An 18,685-nucleotide genomic window follows, 5' to 3' on the forward strand; every position below is an offset into this window, starting at 1 on the left:
CTTTAATACAAAAGATGACGGCAAAACACGTCGTTTTGCTCAGGCTTGCTGTACGAAGGTGAGGCGTATCGCAAAACCGATCAAAAGACTGCCAAACAGCCATTGTTGCAGGCGTTGGGCGGACGGGCTGCGCTGCAGCCAGCGGCCGATTCTGGCGCCGGCCAGGCCGTAGCAACTGTCGAATGCCAGGCCGACGGCCACCAGAATTGTGCCCAACGTTGCGAACTGCGCCGTCACCGAAGCGCCGTGTGGATCAATGAACTGCGGCAGCAATACGGAGCAGAACAGCAGCGCCTTGGGGTTGAGCAGGTTGGTCAACAGGCCGCGTTGAAAGGCTTCGCGCCAGGCATGTGCCGCTGCCCGGCCGTCCTCGGTATTCAGGTTGGGCAGCAGGTTGGAGCGCAGACATTGCACGCCGATCCACAGCAGATACGCCGCACCGCCCAGGCGCACCACATCGAAGGTCCAGGGCGCGACCTTGAACAACGTCGCCAGGCCCATCCCGGCCAGTGCCACGTGGCAGGCCCGCGCCAGCCCCAAACCTGCTGCGGTTGCCAGCGCCATCGCCTTGCCCTGGCGGGCGCCGGTTTGCAGCAGCAGGATCATGTCTGGGCCGGGCAACAGGTACACCACCGCCAGCGCGACTAAAAACAACCAGAGTTCTGCCATGTGCCTGCCCCTTGCGGTAGGTGATTCGTAGGGCAATTTTAGAGGTGAAGGTCGGGGCAGGTGCTTGCGTAGTCAACCGGAAAGGCGTCTAGTCTTGGCACAATCTGCCACTTTTACCGGGCGAAACACCTCACTTATGCCAAATCTTAAACTGGATGCGTTTGACCGCAAGATTCTTGAGGCCCTGCAACGGGACGGCCGCTTGAGCAACGTGCAACTGGCGGATGAGATTGGCTTGTCGGCCTCGCCCTGTTTGCGCCGGGTGCGGTTGTTGGAGGAGGCCGGGGTGATTCGGGGTTACCAGGCAAGTCTTGATCGGGATGAAGTCGGGTTGGGGCTGACGGTGTTTGTCGGGGTCAAAGTGGAGCGGCATAACGACGAACAGGCAGAGGCGTTTCGATTGGCAGTGACCGCGTTGCCCCAGGTGATTTCGGCGTTTCTGGTGTCGGGGGAATCGGATTTCCTGCTGCAAGTAGTGGTGCCGGATTTGCGCGGGTATGAGCGGTTCCTGACCGGGAGTTTGTTGAAGTTGCCGGGGGTGAGTGATATCCGCAGCAACTTTGCGATTCAAACGGTGAAGACGCCGGGGGCGTTACCGTTGGGGCATCTTCCCGGCTAGATCGTTCCCTTCGTAGCAGCTGTCGAGCTTTAGCGAAGCTGCGTAGGGCGCGACTGGGTCTGAGGTCGGTGGTGCGGCCGACGCAGCCTCGCTGGAGCTCGACAGCTGCTACGGGGGAGAAGGTCATGGAGTGAGGTTTCAAGTCCACCAGTAGCGTACGAGATGAAAGAAAATCGGCGCGGCAAAACACACCGAGTCCAGCCGGTCCAGCATCCCGCCGTGGCCTTCGATCATGTGCCCCCAATCTTTCACGCCGCGATCGCGCTTGATTGCCGACATCACGATCCCGCCCGCAAACCCCAGCAGGTTGATCAGCAGCGCAATCAGGAACGACTGCCAGGGATTGAACGGTGTGGTCCACCACAGCGCTGCGCCGATCAGCGACGACAGCAAAATCCCGCCAACAAACCCTTCCACCGTTTTCGACGGCGACAAATTGGGCGCGATCTTGTGTTTGCCGAACAGCTTGCCGCACACGTACTGCAAGACGTCCGACAGCTGCACCACGATCACCAGGTAGGCGATCAGCAGCAGGTTGCGGCCTTCGTAGCCGACGATGTCCAGGGTCAGCAACGCCGGCACGAACGACACGCAGAACACCGCGATCATCAGCCCCCATTGCACTTTCGACGCCCGTTCCAGGAAGTGCGTGCTGTCACCGCCCAATGAAGCAAGGATCGGCAGCAGCAGGAACACGTACACCGGGATGAAGATCGAGAACAGCCCGTACCAGTCGAAGTAGATCAGCAGGTATTGCAGCGGCAGCGCCAGGTAGAAAGCCGCCACCAGCGCCGGGTAATCACTGCGACGGGTCGGCGTCAGCGTGAGGAATTCCCGCAGCGCATAGAACGACACGGCGTAGAACAGCAGGATCACCGCGCCGGTGCCGAGCCAGAAGGCCACGCCGATCACCACCACCATCACCCACCAGGCGTTGATGCGGGCGTTGAGGTTGTCGATCACCGCGTTAGGTGTGCCACGGGTGCGCAGTTTGAGGATCAGGCCGATCAGCGAGGCAAGCACCAGGATCGCGCCGATCCCGCCGAACAACATCAGGGTTTGGCTATCCATGTCAGGAATGCTCCGGGGCGAGGGCGAGCAAGGCGTCGCGGGTGCGGGCGAGGAACAGCGCCTTGTCTTCGCCGTCATCCAGTTGCAGCGGTGCGCCGAAGCTGGTGGTGCACAGCAAGGGCAGCGGCAGCACGCGGCCCTTGGGCATGACCCGGTTGAGGTTGGCGATCCACACCGGGATCAACTCGGCTTGTGGATAACTCTTGGCCAAGTGATACAGCCCGCTTTTGAACGGCAACAGGCCGTCTTCCAGGTTGCGCGTGCCCTCGGGGAAGATGATCAGCGAGTCGCCGTTTTCCAGCGCCTGGAGCATCGGTTGCAGGGGGTTATCCACAGGGTCGTTGCGCTCGCGGTCGATCAGTACGCCGTTGAACACTCGGTTGATGATGTAACGGCGCAGGGCGCTTTGGTTCCAGTAGTCGCTGCCGGCGACCGGGCGCGTGAATTTACGCAGGTTCTGCGGCAACGATGCCCACAGCAGCACGAAATCGCCGTGGCTGCTGTGGTTGGCGTAGTAGATGCGTTGCACCGGCACGGGCGCGCAGCCAAGCCACAGGCTGCGGGCGCCGGTGACGGTACGGGCCATGGAGGTAATCAGGGTGGCGACCACAGGTTCGAACATGAGGATTCCTTATCCGGCGAAGGGCAGCCAAGGGCTGGCCAGGATGACGGCCACGGTCAGCAGCACTTGCGCCGCCAGCAGGTAGGCTTGCTTGCGCAACAGTTTCAGGGCGCCGCGACGGCGTTCGGTCCAGGGCCGACCCGCGCGTTTGGCGGATTGCAGGCCGAGGGTTTGCATCGCCTGGTCGAAATCGGACGTGCGCTCGGTATCGCGGGCCAGCAGGGCGAACAAGTCGGCGTCGAAAGCCACCCGCAGCGCCCAATATTTTTGCAGCAGCCCGAGCACAATCATCCACAGGCTGAGGACCAGACAGATCGGCGTGATGCTGGCCATCAGCAGTTGCGCCAGGCCGAACAGTACGCCGAGCAAGGTCAGGCCTGTGGATAACTGATCTAGGGAACGGCCACGGCGCAGCAGGCTGGCGACGACCTGTAATTCCATATCAACGGGCATGGGCTAAACCCTCCAGGGCTTCACGGTGAGCGGGATGCAGGACCACACGTGGGCGTGCTGTACGAATAATAGCCACTGCCTCATCGACGTTACGTGCGCGCCCGCTGTGGAGCAGCCATGCGGCCACGGCGGTGGCACTGCGCGAGTAACCCAGGGCGCAGCACACTAGCAATGGGCCGGCTGGGCGCAACCGTTCAATAGCTTGAGCGGCTTCCAGGCATTGCGCAGGAGTGGGCGCTGTCAGGTCGAGCACCGGCAGGCTGTAATAGGCGCGGCCCTGTGGATTAATCGGTAACTCGGCGCAAAGATCGACCACGGCCTTAAATGACCCCAGTTCGCCGCCGGTGGGAATACGCCCGAGCCAAACGTTATCCACAACCTGATCGGGCTGTGGATGTTTACGTGTCCACAGGCGGGAATTGATCCAGGCGGCTATGAGATAAGGCGCCAACAACCAGCGCACCGCCGGGCTGAGTCGTCCATCAGTGCGCTTCTGAAAGCCCGAAACACCCAACACCAGGTAATTCGCCTTAAGCAACCCGAGGGAAACCGCTGGCCAAAGCAGCCACAACCAACCGCCACCGAGGGTAAACGCGAGGATCAAACACACCAAAGCCCCGAAGCCATAGCGCAACCCCAGCCGCCAACGCTGCCGGTCCCGGGTCAGGTGGGCATTCAGCAGCGGGCTCGGATGTTTCAGTGGCCATAGCCACACGCACAGCCAGCCGGCGAGGGCACCTGTGGGTAAGTCGATAAAGTGATGTTGATAAGTGGTCAGTACCGAAAGGCCGATCAACGCAAACCAGCCATGCACCAGCCAACGCCAAAGGCCCTGGCTATGCCGCTGGTACATTATCCACAGCACCACCAGCAGGGCGATGTGCAGCGAGGGTGCCTGGTTGAACGGCTTGTCGAACCCGGCGAGTACCGCAAACAGCCAGCCGAACACGCCGTCCAGTTCCGGCCTTTCGAAGGTGAAGCGCAGTGGCCAGATCAGGAAGCAGGTGACGGCAATCACTTGGGCCGTCAGCAGGCGCAAGGCGTGTTGCTTCAACTCATGGCGGGTGCTGGGCAGCAACAGGGAAAAACCGTAGAGCAGGTCGATCGACCAGTAGGGCACGATGGTCCAGGCCCAGAACGGAATATGGGTTTCCCAGCCGAACACCATCGTGCCCACGTCGCTGCGCTGGCTGGTGACCCATGTAGCAAAGCCGTAGGTGCTGAAAAACAGCGGCGCCAACAGCAGCAGCCACAGCACCGCTGGTTTTAACAGGCCCGGTTCACGCATGGGTCAGACTCGCTGTGCCAGGGACACGCTGAAAATCCCCCACTCATCCACACGCTGGGTGATCTTGCGAAAACCGGCGGCTTCCACCAGTTGGTCCATCTCTGCCTGGCTGCGCCGGCGCATTACCCAGGCCTGGCCCTGACGGTGGCTGGTGAGGGCGCGGGCGATCAGTTCCAGTTGCGGGTGCCACGGTTGGCCGGTGTACACCAAATAGCCACCGGGCTCGACGGCCTCGGCCAAACCGGCGAGCGAACCACCGACCATCGCGTTATCCGCGAACAGTTCATACAGCCCGGACACCACCGCCAGCGTCGGCTTGGGCTCCAGCGCTGCCAGGTCCGCCCGGTCAAACGCATCGCCTTTGACGAACTGGGCGATGTCTCCCAGGCCTTTTTCACGAATCAGCGCGCCACCGTCGCGCACGTTGATGTCGCTGTAGTCCCGCAACAGGATCGATTCCGGCAACGGCGAAACGCCCTGCAAGGCTTCCAGGATGTACCGACCATGCCCGGCGGCGATGTCGACGATGCGCACTTCCCGCTGCTCGTCCCGCAGTTTGGCCATCGCCAGGCGCAGCAGCTCTTCCACGTTCAACTTGCGCTGACGAATACCGCGCCAGCCGATGGAGTTGAGGTAATTGGTGTCGATCATCCGCCCCAGCCCGCCTTTGCCGGTGGGTGTGTTGCGGTACACGTAGTCCAGGGTGCTGCCGGAGTCGAAGCCGGTGTCGAAACCGAGCTTCACGCCATCCGACAGTTTGCTGCCCAGGCCCATACTGGCGCGGGTCATGCGCCAGTAGAGGTCGCGCAGGGAGTTGCGTGGCAGCGGCGCGGCCAGGGATTCGGATTCGGCGCAGGTCAGGCCGATCTTGTCGGCATCCAGCAAGGAGGCGCGGTCCAGCGGGTGTTCGAAGTTCTGCAGGATAAAGCGCCGGGCGCTGCTCAAGGCCACGGCGCGGTCACGTTCACCGAGGGTGTCGTGGAAGAAGCCGGGGAGGATGTGCAGTTCTTTTTTCAGGCTGCCCAGGCGGTCGAAAAACTGCTGCTGGGGTTTGCGGTGCACCACAAAGTCCGAGCCGGAGATCAGCAGTTGGGTCGGCACCTGGATTGCCTGGGCATCGGCTACAACCCGGTCGGCGGCTTCGTACAGGCCCAGCAGCACATTTACGGAAATGGCTTTGGTGATCAGCGGATCGCTGTCGTAGGACGCCACGCGCTCCGGGTCATGGCTCAGGAACTTGGCCTTGACGTAACTGTTGACGAAAAAATTGCCGCGAAACTTGCGCATCAGCGCCAGGCCCGGCCGGGCGAAGGGCACGTAGAGCTTGACCTTGAACGCGGGCGAGGCGAGCACCAACGAGCGGATCTTCGGCGCGTAGTCGTGCACCCAAGTGGCCGCGATCACTGCGCCGACGCTCTGGGCGATCACCGCGAGGTTTTCTTCCTCAATGCTGTAGGCGCCGCCGATATGGTCAACGAAGGTCTGCACGTCCCGCGCACTGGTGGCGAAGCTCGGGCTGTCGCCGCGCGCGCCGGGGGATTGGCCGTGGCCACGGGCGTCCCAGGCGAAGAAGTCGAACTCCGGCAGGTTCAGTTCGTCCACCAGGTGGGCGATGCGCCCGGAGTGTTCGTGGCCGCGATGGAACAGCAAAATCGCCTTGCGGGGTGCAAAGCCCGCGGGCGCGGAGGCGGGCCAATGACGGTAGAAAAGCTCCACCCCGTCATGGGTGCTGAAGGTGTGCTCTTGCTGTTCACGCATCGCAAAATCCTTATGCAGAAGGGGAGGTTTGTTGTTCTTTGAGGCCTTGGCGCACGCGGTTGACCAAGGTGTAGGCCAACAAGGCCGCGACCAGCCACATCACCGCATCGACCCAACCGGCACCGAGCCAGCCCAGCGCCACGCCGGTGGCCAGCACACCGAGCACAAATGCCCGATCGCTCTTGCCCATGGGCCCGTCGTAGCGCCGCGAGGCCCCGACCATCGGCCCGAGCACGCCGGCGTATTCGCTGAACACCGCCAGCAGCGTCACCAGCAACACCGGCGCCAGGCTGACCTCGGGGATCAGCGCAAACGGCAGGATCAGCGCGCTGTCGGCGATCACGTCACACAGTTCATTGAGGTAGGCGCCGAGTCGCGACTGCTGGCCGAATTCCCGGGCGAGCATGCCGTCGATGGCATTGAGGGCCATGCGCAGGATCATCCACAGCGGGATCAGCGCAAATAGCCACACATGCTGGGCGAAGCCGGCAATCAGCAATCCCACCAGCAGGGAAACTACCCCGGCCAGCACGGTGATCTGGTTGGCGGTGGTGCCGTTGTCGTAGAGGCGCTGCACCAGCGGGCGCAGCAGGTTCTGAAAACGCGGTTTAAGCTGATAGATCGAAATCATGGGGAGTGACGCTTCCTTGTCCGTAAGCCCGCGAAAAACTCTGGGGAGTGTGCCGATTTATCACGGCTGAAACCAGTGATGGCTCCTGTTTCTGGGGCTTTCGTCACTATCTGTGTGAAACCAAACAAAAATTTCACGCTTTGGGTTATAGAGTAACTAATTGTTTCTGGGTGGGCGTTTGGGGATGCGAGTGGATTTAGACGCTGATGACGTGGCCATCGAAGGGTTGCCGCGGTTTCAGCAAGGGTTGTTTCATGCCCGCCGTCTAAGGCAGGCCGGCATTGGCCTGACGGTGCTGGCGGTCGGCGGCTGGATGCTGGCTCTGTTTGTGGCGCTGTTCGCCCCGCTGTCGATCTGGCCGGTGGTGCTGATCAACTGCGCCTCGGCGTTGCTGGTGCTGGTGGCCGGTATTCAGTCGGCCTGGTGGGTCGCGGATTGGCGGGCTATGGCGCTGGAGGAGCCGGCTGCGCGGCTGATGGAACAGCCACTGCCACAAGAAGAACCTGGCTGGCTTAACCGCCAGTTCGGTCGCGTCGGTAATGGCTTGCTGGTGCAGATTGGCGCACCGGTGTTCTGGCTGTGCGGCTGGTCCTTGCTGGCGCTGTTCAGCGTGCTGGAATTCTGGAGCCTGACCTTGCCCGCTGCGGCGGTGGGCCAGGCTGCCAGTGTCGGCGCGGCCATTGCCTTGGCACTGGCGTTCGGCTTGCTGGTGTTTGAACGGCGCATGGCCCAGGAAAGCACCGCCCAATGGCCGGAAGCCGCGCAACTCGCGCAATTGAGCCGGGTGGCGATTATCTGCCTGGTGATCAGTGCGATTTGTCTGCTGTTTGCCGGTGAAGAATCCGTGTGGCCGTTGCGCCTGGCCGTGTTGATTGGCCTGTTGCCGATCCTGGTGGCGCTGGAGTTTCTGCTAAGAGGCTTGCTGTCGCTGTTCAGCCCGCGCCAGGAGCGCCTTGAACCGCGCCTGATGGCGCAAAGTTTTATCGCCGGGATGCTGCGCTGGCCGCCGCAACCGTTGCTCGCCTTGCAGCACGAATTGCACAACCGTTTCGGCATCGACCTGCGACAGATCTGGGCCTTTACCTACATGCGCCGGGCGTTCCTGCCGGTGCTGGTGGTGGTGCTGGCCGTAGGTTGGTTGCTGACCGGCGTGCATGAAGTCGCCCTGCAAAGTCGTGGGATTTATGAACGCTTTGGCAAGCCGGTGGAAGTCTTCGGGCCTGGCCTGCATGCCGGATTACCCTGGCCGCTGGGCCGCGTGCTGAACGTGGAAAACGGCGTGGTCCATGAGTTGGCCACCAGCGTTGGCGAAGCGGCTACGCCCGACGTAGCCCCCGCCGAAGGCCCGGCACCGTTGATCGCCAACCGCCTGTGGGATGCGAGCCATGTGAATGACAAATCCCAGGTCATCGCCAGCAGCAGCGGCGACAAGCAGAGCTTCCAGATCGTCAATATGGATGTGCGCTTCGTGTACCGCATCGGCCTGACCGACCAGGCCGCACTCGCCGCCACCTATAACAGTGCCGATGTGCCCACGCTCATCCGCAGCACCGCCAGCCGCATCCTGGTGCACGAATTTGCCTCGCGAACCCTCGACGAATTGCTGGGTGAAGAACGCAACAGCCTCGCTGATGAAATTGGCAAGGCAGTGCAAGCGGACCTGAAGACACTCGACAGCGGCGTGGAAATTCTCGCCACCGTGGTGGAAGCCATTCACCCGCCGTCCGGTGCGGCCAACGCCTATCACGCAGTGCAAGCTGCGCAGATTGGCGCCCAGGCGCTGATTTCACGGGAGCGCGGCGCTGCCAGCGAGCAGACCAACCAGGCATTGCTGCAAGCCAGTACCGCCCGCGACCAGGCCCAGGCCACGGCCCATGAAGTCAGTGCTGGCGCCCAGGCGGCGGACCTGCGTTTCAGCGCCGAACAAAAGGCCTATCAGCAAGCGGGCCAGGCCTTCGTGCTGGAGCAGTACCTGAGCCAACTGAGCCAGGGCCTGGCCCACGCCAAATTACTCATTCTTGATCATCGCCTGGGCGCCAGTGGCGCACCGACCATCGATCTGCGTTCCTTTACCTTACCGGCCGACCCCACGGTACCGCGTAAAGCCGTTCAATAAGGAGTTCATCTGTTGAGCGCTCATTCTCATGATCACGCAGGCCATGGTCACCACCACGGCCACCATCATCACCATCACGGTGATGAACAGGAAGCCGGCCCGTTCCCTTGGCGGCGTATGGGCTGGGCGGTGTTGCTGGTGCTGTTCGCCGTCGCCGCGGCGAGCCTGGTGCAGGTGCGTTCCGGTGAAGCCACGGTGATTACCCGCTTCGGCAACCCGTCGCGGGTATTGCTGGAACCGGGCCTGGGCTGGCGCTGGCCGGCGCCGTTCGAAGCGGCGATCCCGGTGGACCTGCGCCTGCGCACCACCTCCAGCGGTTTGCAGGATGTGGGCACCCGCGATGGCCTGCGGATCATCGTGCAGGCCTATGTGGCCTGGCAGGTGCAGGGCGACCCCGACAACGTGCAGCGCTTTATGCGTGCGGTGCAGAACCAGCCGGACGAAGCGGCGCGGCAGATTCGCACCTTTGTCGGCTCGGCGCTGGAAACCACCGCCGCCAGTTTCGACCTGGCCAACCTGGTGAACACCGATGCCAGCCAAGTTCGGATCGCTGATTTTGAAGCGCAACTGCGCCAGCAGATTGATCAACAATTGCTCACCACCTATGGCGTGCGCGTGGTGCAGGTCGGTGTTGAACGGCTGACCTTGCCGTCGGTGACCCTGGCCGCCACTGTCGACCGCATGCGTGCCGAGCGCGAGACCATCGCCACTGAACGCACCGCCGTGGGCAAGCGTGAAGCGGCGCAGATTCGTTCGGCTGCCGAGCGTGATGCGCGGATCGTCCAGGCCGACGCCACGGTGAAAGCCGCCGATATCGAAGCGCAATCCCGGGTCGAAGCCGCGCAGATTTATGGCCGTGCCTACGCCGGCAATCCGCAGTTGTACAACCTGCTGCGCTCCCTCGACACCCTCGGCACAGTGGTCACGCCGGGTACCAAAATCATCCTGCGCACCGACGCCGCGCCGTTCCGCGCATTGGTGGACGGGCCGAAGGATGTCCAGCCATGAGTGAGCGGGAAAGCCTCGACAGCCCGTGGATCCAGGCTGGACGGCTGACGTTCCTGGCGCTGTATGCGGTGACGGTATTGGCCGCGCTGGCGTGGGCATTTTCCAACGTGCGGCAGATCGACCCGCAGAACCGCGCCGTGGTGTTGCACTTCGGCGCGCTGGACCGGATTCAGAATGCCGGGCTGCTGCTGGCCTGGCCGCGTCCGTTCGAACAAGTGGTGCTGTTGCCGGCCGCCGATCGAGTGATCGAGCGCCGGGTGGAAAACCTGCTGCGTTCCGATGCGGCCACTCAAGCCGATCGCGTGGCCAGTTTTGCCACGCCGCTGAGCGATGCCCTGGCCGGCTCCGGTTACCTGCTGACCGGTGATGCCGGCGTGGTGCAGCTGGATGTGCGGGTCTTCTATAAGGTCACCGAGCCCTACGCGTTTGTGTTGCAGGCCGATCACGTGCTGCCGGCCTTGGATCGACTGGTCACCCGTAGCGCCGTGGTGCTGACCGCTGCGCGAGACCTGGACACCATTCTGGTGGCGCGCCCCGAGCTGATCGGCGCCGACAACCAGGCTGCCGAACGCCGCGAACGGCTGCGTGGTGATCTGGTGCGAGGCATCAATCAACGCCTGGCTGACCTGACGTCCACCGGCCTTGGCCTGGGCATCGAAGTCACCCGTGTCGACGTGCAATCAAGCCTGCCGGGCCCGGCGGTCAACGCTTTCAACGCGGTGCTGACCGCCAGCCAGCAAGCCGACAAGGCGGTGGCCAACGCCCGCACAGACGCTGAAAAACTCACCCAGACCGCCAATCAGGACGCCGACCGCGCCGTACAAGTAGCCCACGCCCAGGCCAGCGAGCGCCTGGCCAACGCCCAAGCGCAAACTGCCACCGTCGCCAGCCTGGCCCAAGTCAAAGACCCCGGCCTGTTGCTGCGCCTGTACCGTGAGCGCCTGCCGAAGATTCTCGGCCAGGCCGGTTCCGTGACTACGGTCGACCCTAAAGACGATTCCCGCCTGATCATTCAGGGAGCCGAACAATGACCGCCCACGCCGCCCCGATGCTTTCATCGGCCGAACAACGCAGCGCCGCCCGGCAACTGACCCTGGCGATGCTCGCCTTGGGCTTGCTCAGCCTGGGCCTGGTATGGCGCTGGCTGGCGCCGGACCAGACCGGCGTCAGCCAACTGCTGCTGGGCGTCGCCTCGTTGCTGGTGGCCGTGCCCGTGATGCGCTCGGCCTGGTACAGCCTGCGTTATCCGAGCCTGCATGGCATCACCGACCAATTGATCGCCCTGGCCATGTTGGGCGCCTGGGCCACCGGCGACCTGCTGACCGCCGCGCTGCTGCCGATCATCATGATCTTCGGCCATGTGCTGGAAGAGCGCAGCGTCATCGGTTCCCAGGAAGCGATTCATGCCCTGGGCAAACTGACCCGCAGCCATGCGCGCCTGGTGCAGGTTGACGGGACCATTCTGGAAGTCGACAACGGCATCCTGAAGACCGGCGATATCGTCGAAGTGCGTGCCGGTGACCGGGTGCCCGCCGATGGCGTGGTGCTGTCGGGCCAGGCCAGCCTGGACACTGCGCCGATCACTGGCGAATCGGTGCCGCTGGAAGCGAGTGTTGGCGTGCAGGTGTTTGGTGGCGCGATCAACCTCGACGGCTTGCTGCGCCTGGAAGTGACCCGCACCGGCAATGAGTCGACCCTGGGCAAAGTCATCGCGCTGATGCAGAGCGCCGAACGTTCCAAGCCGCCGATCACTCGATTGCTGGAGCGCTACGCCGGCAGCTACATGGTGCTGGTGTTGTTGCTGGCGGCGGTCACCTGGTTTGTCACCAATGACGCCCAGGCGATGCTCGCGGTGTTGGTGGCGGCGTGCCCGTGTGCATTGGTGTTGTCGGCGCCGGCCACGGCGATTGCAGGCATTGCAGTGGCGGCGCGTCACGGCATTCTGATTCGCAGCTCGGCGTTTCTCGAAGAGTTGGCGGACCTGACGTCACTGGTGGTCGACAAGACCGGCACCCTGACGTTTGGCACCCTGCGTTTGCAGTCCATCGACACCCGCGAACCGGATCGGCAAGTGCTGCTCAACCTTGCGGCCAGCCTCGGCTCGGCCAGCAGCCACCCGGTCAGCCGGGCATTGGCGGGGCTGGCGACTCAGGAACAAATGCTGGTGCTGTCGGATATTCGCGAGCGCCAGGGCCTCGGTGTGGTCGCGCAGACCGGGCAGGGCGAAGCCGCCCTCGGTCGGCCGGAATTGTTTGAACAATTGGGCATCGCGACCACGGCGGTCCCCAATCACGACGGCCCGATTGCCGGGCTCGCGTTGAACGGGCAATTCCTCGCCTGGCTGTTGCTGGCGGACAGCGTGAAACCTGAAGCCCGCCAGGCCATGAAGGAGCTGCGTGAACTGGGCCTCGGTCGCCAACTGCTGCTGACCGGCGACCGCCAAAGCGTGGCCGACAGCCTGGCGTTGGAAGTGGGCATCAGCGACGTCGAAGCCCAGGCCTTGCCGGAAGACAAGCTCAACCGAGTGCTGGGGGAAATCGGCAGCGGTTTCCGGCCGATGGTGGTGGGCGACGGGATCAACGATTCCCTGGCGCTCAAGGCCGGCGTGGTCGGTGTGGCGATGGGCGCTGGCGGGGCGGATATCGCCCTGGCGTCGGCGGACGTGGTGCTGATCGGCAGCGACCTGCGGCGCTTGGGTACCTGTGTGCGCTTGAGTCGCCAGTGCCGGCACACGCTGCAGGTCAATGTGATCATCGGCCTGGGCTGGACGCTGGCGATCGTGGTGTTCGCCGCATTCGGCTGGTTGGGCGCGGCGGGAGCGATGATTGCGGCGGTGTTGCACAACCTCAGTACGCTGCTGGTGCTGGGCAATGCGGGGCGTCTGTTGCGGTTCCAGGAGCCGTTATTGAAACTTGAGGAATAAATTTTTCAGTCTCGCTGTAACGCTATTGGGGGACCTCACTCTAGTGCTATGTCGAGACTGAACAATCCGTTCAGACCGACTCCACTACCGATCATGAGGAATACACAATGAACATCAAATCCGCTGCTGCTGGTGCCGCCCTCGCTATCGCCGCTGCTGGCATGTTTGCCGGTGTTGCCACTCAGGTGCAGGCAGCAGACGCCCAGGTCCATTGCTATGGCGTCAACGCTTGCAAAGGCCAGAACGATTGCAAGACCAAAGACCACGCGTGCAAAGGCATGGGCTCTTGCAAAGGCCAGGGCTTCTTGTCGATGAGCAAAGCGATGTGCGATCAGAAAGGCGGCAAAGTCGGCGAGTAACCGACCACCGAGTGCAACCGCAGCGGGCCCCCGCCGCTGCGGACACTTTCCCCAGGAGTGTTTATGTCCGCTTCCCTTCCGAGTCTGGGTTACGGCCTGGGTTTACGCAGCGAGTACTACCAGCAGATCCTTGAACAATCGCCGACCGTGGATTGGTTCGAAGTGATCTCCGAGAATTATCTGGTGCAGGGCGGCAAGGCCTTGTACTACCTGGACGCGATAGCCGAGCGTTATCCCCTGGTGATGCATGGCGTGTCCCTGTCCATCGGCGGGCCCCATGCCCTCGATATCGATTACCTGAAACAACTCAAGCAGCTCTCCGAGCGCATCCAGCCGGCGTGGATTTCCGATCACTTGTGCTGGAGCCGTGGCAATGCGCACCAGTTGCATGACCTGCTGCCGCTGCCTTACACCGAAGAAAGCCTGTACCACGTGGCCGGTCGCGTACGGCAAGTGCAGGATGTGTTGCAGCGTCCCTTGGTGCTGGAAAACGTCTCCAGCTATGTACGCTCCAAGGCAGATGAGTTTACCGAGTGGGAGTTTCTCAACGCCCTGACCCATCTCACCGGCTGCCAGCTGTTGCTGGACGTGAACAATGTGTACGTCAGCTCACGCAACCACGGCTTCGATGCCTGGACGTTTATCCGCAACCTGCCGCCCGAAAGCATCCGCCAACTGCATTTGGCCGGGCACATGGATTACGGCGACTATGTGATCGACACGCACGACCATCCGGTATGCGATCCGGTGTGGGCGCTGTATCAGCAGACTCTGGAGCATCTTGGGCCGGTCTCGACCTTGCTGGAGCGCGATGACCATTTCCCGCCGTTCCAGGAACTGCTCGACGAACTGAGCAAAGCCCGCGAACTGGGCGCGAGCGCATTGGACAGGAGAGCGTTATGCGCCTGATCGATTGGCAACTGGCGTTTGAGCAGCACTTGCTGGCCGAGACGTCCACTGTCGATAACGGCTTCAGCGCCACCTTGATCGGCGGCCCGACCCTGGATGTCGACACGGGCCTGGCGATTTACCACAACGCCTATCACGCCCGGTTGCAGGAAGTGCTGCGCGATGATTTCAGCGCTGTCTGGTATTGGCTGGGGGATGAGGCGTTTGCGCAACTGGGTTCGGCCTATATCCGGCGTTACCCCTCGGCCCATTACAGCCTGCGCTGGTTTGGCGAGCGTTTACCCGGGTTTATCGTCGAGCATTACGCCGGGCAAGGTTTGCCGTTGGCCGAATTGGCGCGGCTGGAATGGGCTTTCACCCTGGCCTTTGATGCGCCGCAGGGCGAGCCTCTGACAGTGCAGGACATGGCATCGCTGCCGCCCGAAGACTGGCCCGGGTTGCAGGTGCAACTGGCGCCCTCGGTGCAGCAAGTGCTGTGTGACTTCAACAGCCTGGGCATCTGGCGCGCCAGCAAGGGCGAGTGGGACTTTCCCGACAGCGAGCCCTTGCCGTTGGCGCAGGTCTGCCTCATTTGGCGGCATCAAAATGTTTGCCAGTACCGCAGCCTGGAAGCGGCTGAAACCAGCGCGCTGACAGGCATGGTCAACAGTGGCTGGAGTTTTTCCGAACTGTGTGCCGAGTTGGCAGTCACTTACCAGGAGGGCGCGCCATTGCAAGCGGTTACCTGGCTGAAACAGTGGATCCAGGACGGTTTGCTCCAGCGGCGGGCACCATAGAAAAGCGCTATTGATTCGATAGCCTGCTAATTTTTCCGTGGATGGTCTACCCTCATTTCAGACGTCTGAAACAAGGGGGGACTACTCATGCTCGCGCAACTTCCACCGGCCTTACAGAATCTTCAGCTACCGCTGCGTCTTCGACTCTGGGACGGCCATGAATTCAACCTGGGCCCGGATCCCAGTGTCACCATTGTGGTCAAGGACCCCATGATGGTTTCAACCCTCAGCCATCCGACGCTCAATTCACTGGGCGAAGCCTTCGTCGAGGGCAAACTGGAGCTGGAAGGCTCCATTTCCGAAGTGATCAGGGTCGTGGACGAGTTGAGTCATGCCCTGGTGAATGACGACGAGGACACTCGTCCGGTGCGCTCGATCCACGACAAGGCCACCGACGCAGCCGCTATTTCCTACCATTACGACTTGTCCAACGAGTTCTACCAGCTGTGGCTGGACCGTGACATGGCCTATTCCTGCGGGTATTTCGAGACCGGCAGCGAATCCCTCGATCAAGCCCAACAAGACAAATTCCGCCACCTGTGCCGCAAATTGCGGCTGCAGCCGGGGGAATATTTGCTCGACGTGGGTTGCGGTTGGGGCGGGCTGGCGCGGTATGCCGCGCGGGAATTCGGGGTCAAGGTGTTTGGCATCACACTGAGCAAGGAACAACTGGAACTGGCCCAGGAACGGGTGAGAGCCGAAGGCCTGGAAGACCAGGTTGAGTTGACGCTGCTCGACTACCGCGACTTGCCCCAGGATGGCCGGTTCGACAAGGTGGTGAGCGTGGGCATGTTTGAACACGTCGGCCACGCCAACCTGGCGGAGTACTGCAAGATTCTCTACGGCGCGGTGCGTGAGGGCGGCCTGGTGATGAACCACGGGATTACCGCCAAGCATATTGATGGCCGGCCCGTAGGCCGTGGTGCCGGGGATTTTATTGAGCGTTATGTTTTTCCCAATGGCGAGTTGCCGCACCTGTCGATGATGACAGCCGAGATCAGCGACGTGGGCCTGGAAGTGGTCGACGTCGAAAGCCTGCGCCTGCATTACGCGCGTACGCTGGATCATTGGAGCGAGCGCCTGGAAGATAACCTGGAGGCGGCGGGCAAGATGGTGCCCGAGCAAGCCTTGCGCATCTGGCGCCTGTACCTTGCCGGCTGTGCCTATGCGTTTGCCCGGGGCTGGATCAACCTGCATCAGATTCTGGCGGTGAAACCCCATGCCGATGGTAGCCATGAGCTGCCGTGGACGCGGGATGATCTGTACCAGTAAACCGCTGTACCTGTAGGAGCGAGCTTGCTCGCGAAAAACTTGAGGGCGCCGCGTTTATCCATAATGAACGCGTCATCGTTAACGTTCTTCGCGAGCAAGCTCGCTCCTACAGGATCGGGGAAATAAGCCGCGCGACCCGCATGCCCAGCTGTTGCAGGCGGTGGGTCTGGCGGTTTTCTTCCTGGCTGATTTCATGGGCCTGGGCGAAGTCATCCAGCAGCATGTGCTCTACCTGGCTGGCGAAGGTCTCATCCACGGTCAGCAACATCACTTCGAAATTCAGCCGGAATGAACGGTTATCCAAATTCGCACTGCCGATGGCGCTGATTTCACTGTCTACCAACACCACTTTCTGATGCAGGAACCCCGGTGTATAGCGGAATACCCGCACCCCGGCGCGCACGGCTTCGATCGCGTACAGGCTGGAAGCGGCGTAGACGATGCGGTGATCCGGCCGTGACGGCAGTAACAGGCGCACATCCACCCCGCGCAGTACCGCCAACCTCAATGCCGCAAACACCGCCTCGTCGGGAATGAAATACGGGCTGGTGATCCACACCCGCTCGGTCGCCGCATGAATCGCCTCGACGAAAAACAGCGAGCAGGTCTCGTAGGGATCCGCCGGGCCGCTGGCGAGCAATTGGCAGAGCACGCCGTCGTCCGGGTAGGTATCCGGCAGCAGCAACGGCGGCAACTCCCGCGCGGCCCAGAACCAGTCCTCGGCAAAGGATTCCTGCAGGCACGCCACCACCGGGCCGCTGACTTGCACATGGGTGTCACGCCACGGTGCCAGGGGCGGCTTTTTGCCCAGGTATTCATCGCCGACGTTATGCCCGCCGACAAACCCGGTAATGCCGTCGACCACCACAATCTTGCGATGGTTGCGGAAGTTGACCTGGAAGCGGTTGAGCCAGCCACTGCGCGTGGCGAATGCCTTGACCTGCACCCCGGCGTCTCGCAGCGACTGCACATAACGGTGGGGCAGGGCGTGGCTGCCGATACGGTCATACAGGACGAAAATGGAGACGCCTTCGGCGGCCTTTTCTTTGAGCAAGGCGTGCAGTTGGCGGCCGAGTTCATCGTCATGAATGATGAAGAACTGGAACAGCACGGCGGTCTTCGCCGAGCGGATCGCCTCGAAAATTGCGCTGAAGGTAGCCTCGCCATTGATCAACAAGCGCACCTGATTGTTCGCCAGGCAGGGCATGCGGCCCAGCTTCGGCATGGCCCGCAGCGAGGCGTAAGCGTGGGAATTACGCGCGGCCAGTGCCTCTTCGACCCAAGGGCGCCAGTTCAGCTCGGTAATCGCCTTGTGCATTTCCTGGTTGGCCTGGCGACGCGCCTGAATGTAGGCGTCGAAGGTACTGCGGCCAAAGATCAGGTAGGGAATCAGCGTCAGGTAAGGGATGAACATCAGCGACAAGGCCCAGGCAATCGAGCCTTGGGCGGTCCTGACGGTCAGCACCGCATGGATGGCGGCGAGGGTGCCCAGAAAATGCAGGGTGGCAATGAAATAGGCGAGCAGGTGTGGGCCAAAGAAATCCATGGACAACGGTACTCCTGACAAACAAGTGCCTAACAGACCATGTTCGGCCACGAATGTCGCTATTTTATTTGCTGTGCAACACTGGCGCTTTTGCGGCGTCTAACGCCGACAATTGCCCAGGAGTTACCCGATGAATGCTCGTCTGCTTGGTTTGGCCATGGTTGTTGGTTTAACGCTGCCCGTGGCGGCGCAAGCGCAGATGTTGGCGCCGGGCTTGTGGGAATTGACCACCAGCAACATGAAGGTCGATAACCAGGACCTGCCGGACTTGTCGCTGATCCTCGGTCAGCTCAAGCAACAGATGACCCCGGAACAACGCGCCATGCTCGAGAAGCAAGGCATCACCATGGCCGGCAAAGGCGTGCAGGTGTGCCTGACCCCGGCCCAGGTGGCGTCCGATTCCATCCCACTGACCGACCCGCAATCCGGGTGCAAGCAGGAAGTGACGGACAAGACCGGCAACCAGTGGAAATTCCGCTTCAGCTGCCCGAAAGCCCAGGGCACCGGCGTGGCGACGTTCCAGAGCCAGCAGGAATTCACCACCACCGTCAACGGTACCTTCAATGCCACCGGCATTCAGCAGAAGGGCAGCCTGGACACCCACGCGCAGTGGTTGGGCAGCAACTGCGGCACCGTCAAACCGCGCGCTTAACCTAAGATAAACC

General features: G+C 62.2%; 18 protein-coding genes. 10 read left to right on the forward strand and 8 right to left on the reverse strand.

Features of this window, described 5'->3' with window-relative positions; translation table 11 throughout:
* Positions 1-39: 39 nt before the first annotated feature.
* Positions 40-669 carry a LysE family translocator gene (locus tag SNL23_RS23130; protein WP_318303663.1) on the reverse strand — a complete coding sequence of 210 codons (630 nt, stop codon included), beginning with the start codon at positions 667-669 and terminating at the stop codon, positions 40-42.
* A gap of 136 nt (positions 670-805) precedes the next feature.
* Here SNL23_RS23130 and SNL23_RS23135 point away from each other — a divergent pair, with 136 nt between their 5' ends.
* Positions 806-1,288, forward strand: a complete 483-nt coding sequence (locus SNL23_RS23135; protein ID WP_017477877.1) for an Lrp/AsnC family transcriptional regulator — start codon at positions 806-808, stop codon at positions 1,286-1,288.
* Positions 1,289-1,426: 138 nt separating this feature from the next.
* Here SNL23_RS23135 and SNL23_RS23140 read toward each other — a convergent pair whose 3' ends face one another.
* Genes SNL23_RS23140 through SNL23_RS23165 form a run of 6 tightly spaced genes read right to left on the reverse strand, consistent with a single transcriptional unit; the run spans position 1,427 to position 7,111 of the window.
* Positions 1,427-2,359 (reverse strand): phosphatidate cytidylyltransferase, encoded by a 933-nt coding sequence (locus tag SNL23_RS23140; RefSeq protein ID WP_063033761.1) that lies wholly within the window; start codon positions 2,357-2,359, stop codon positions 1,427-1,429.
* A gap of 1 nt (position 2,360) precedes the next feature.
* On the reverse strand, positions 2,361-2,981 hold the full coding sequence (locus tag SNL23_RS23145; protein ID WP_318303665.1) for a lysophospholipid acyltransferase family protein: 621 nt from the start codon (positions 2,979-2,981) through the stop codon (positions 2,361-2,363).
* 9 nt (positions 2,982-2,990) lie between these two features.
* Positions 2,991-3,434, reverse strand: coding sequence for a hypothetical protein (locus SNL23_RS23150; protein WP_318303666.1), 444 nt, complete (start codon positions 3,432-3,434; stop codon positions 2,991-2,993).
* Positions 3,424-4,722 (reverse strand): phosphatase PAP2/dual specificity phosphatase family protein, encoded by a 1,299-nt coding sequence (locus SNL23_RS23155; RefSeq protein ID WP_318303667.1) that lies wholly within the window; start codon positions 4,720-4,722, stop codon positions 3,424-3,426. Before SNL23_RS23155 ends, SNL23_RS23150 begins: the two co-directional genes overlap by 11 nt.
* A gap of 3 nt (positions 4,723-4,725) precedes the next feature.
* The gene (locus tag SNL23_RS23160) at positions 4,726-6,480 is read right to left on the reverse strand and encodes a bifunctional alpha/beta hydrolase/class I SAM-dependent methyltransferase (RefSeq protein ID WP_318303669.1); all 1,755 of its coding nucleotides are present in this window, start codon (positions 6,478-6,480) and stop codon (positions 4,726-4,728) included.
* Between the two features lie 10 nt (positions 6,481-6,490).
* Positions 6,491-7,111 (reverse strand): CDP-alcohol phosphatidyltransferase family protein, encoded by a 621-nt coding sequence (locus SNL23_RS23165; protein ID WP_076013245.1) that lies wholly within the window; start codon positions 7,109-7,111, stop codon positions 6,491-6,493.
* A gap of 184 nt (positions 7,112-7,295) precedes the next feature.
* Here SNL23_RS23165 and hflK (SNL23_RS23170) point away from each other — a divergent pair, with 184 nt between their 5' ends.
* The 8 genes from hflK (SNL23_RS23170) (at position 7,296) to cfaB (ending at position 16,474) form a co-directional block, all read left to right on the forward strand.
* Entirely contained in the window at positions 7,296-9,227 is a 1,932-nt protein-coding gene (gene hflK, locus SNL23_RS23170; RefSeq protein ID WP_318303671.1) for a protease modulator HflK, read from the forward strand.
* Positions 9,228-9,236: 9 nt separating this feature from the next.
* Positions 9,237-10,235: a protease modulator HflC gene (gene hflC, locus SNL23_RS23175; RefSeq protein ID WP_173860313.1), complete on the forward strand. Its 999-nt coding sequence runs from the start codon at positions 9,237-9,239 to the stop codon at positions 10,233-10,235.
* On the forward strand, positions 10,232-11,266 hold the full coding sequence (gene hflK / locus SNL23_RS23180; protein WP_318303672.1) for a protease modulator HflK: 1,035 nt from the start codon (positions 10,232-10,234) through the stop codon (positions 11,264-11,266). Before hflC ends, hflK (SNL23_RS23180) begins: the two co-directional genes overlap by 4 nt.
* The gene (locus SNL23_RS23185) at positions 11,263-13,158 is read left to right on the forward strand and encodes a cation-translocating P-type ATPase (RefSeq protein WP_167664593.1); all 1,896 of its coding nucleotides are present in this window, start codon (positions 11,263-11,265) and stop codon (positions 13,156-13,158) included. Before hflK (SNL23_RS23180) ends, SNL23_RS23185 begins: the two co-directional genes overlap by 4 nt.
* Positions 13,159-13,265: 107 nt before the next feature.
* Positions 13,266-13,517 (forward strand): BufA2 family periplasmic bufferin-type metallophore, encoded by a 252-nt coding sequence (gene bufA2, locus SNL23_RS23190; protein WP_003213503.1) that lies wholly within the window; start codon positions 13,266-13,268, stop codon positions 13,515-13,517.
* A 63-nt stretch (positions 13,518-13,580) separates the two neighbouring features.
* A complete protein-coding gene (bufB, locus tag SNL23_RS23195) occupies positions 13,581-14,426 on the forward strand; it encodes an MNIO family bufferin maturase (protein ID WP_167664592.1) in 846 nt (281 codons plus the stop codon).
* A complete protein-coding gene (locus tag SNL23_RS23200) occupies positions 14,417-15,202 on the forward strand; it encodes a DNA-binding domain-containing protein (RefSeq protein WP_318303675.1) in 786 nt (261 codons plus the stop codon). Before bufB ends, SNL23_RS23200 begins: the two co-directional genes overlap by 10 nt.
* A gap of 87 nt (positions 15,203-15,289) precedes the next feature.
* The gene (gene cfaB / locus SNL23_RS23205) at positions 15,290-16,474 is read left to right on the forward strand and encodes a C17 cyclopropane fatty acid synthase CfaB (RefSeq protein ID WP_167664590.1); all 1,185 of its coding nucleotides are present in this window, start codon (positions 15,290-15,292) and stop codon (positions 16,472-16,474) included.
* Positions 16,475-16,580: 106 nt separating this feature from the next.
* Here cfaB and cls read toward each other — a convergent pair whose 3' ends face one another.
* Positions 16,581-18,020: a cardiolipin synthase gene (cls, locus tag SNL23_RS23210; RefSeq protein WP_318303677.1), complete on the reverse strand. Its 1,440-nt coding sequence runs from the start codon at positions 18,018-18,020 to the stop codon at positions 16,581-16,583.
* A 130-nt stretch (positions 18,021-18,150) separates the two neighbouring features.
* Between cls and SNL23_RS23215 the strand changes: the two genes are divergently transcribed.
* Positions 18,151-18,672 (forward strand): DUF3617 domain-containing protein, encoded by a 522-nt coding sequence (locus SNL23_RS23215; protein WP_076013237.1) that lies wholly within the window; start codon positions 18,151-18,153, stop codon positions 18,670-18,672.
* The last annotated feature ends 13 nt before the right edge of the window (positions 18,673-18,685 follow it).

Origin of the sequence: Pseudomonas sp. SED1, assembly GCF_034044025.1 — a bacterium.
Classification (GTDB): Bacteria; Pseudomonadota; Gammaproteobacteria; order Pseudomonadales; family Pseudomonadaceae; genus Aquipseudomonas.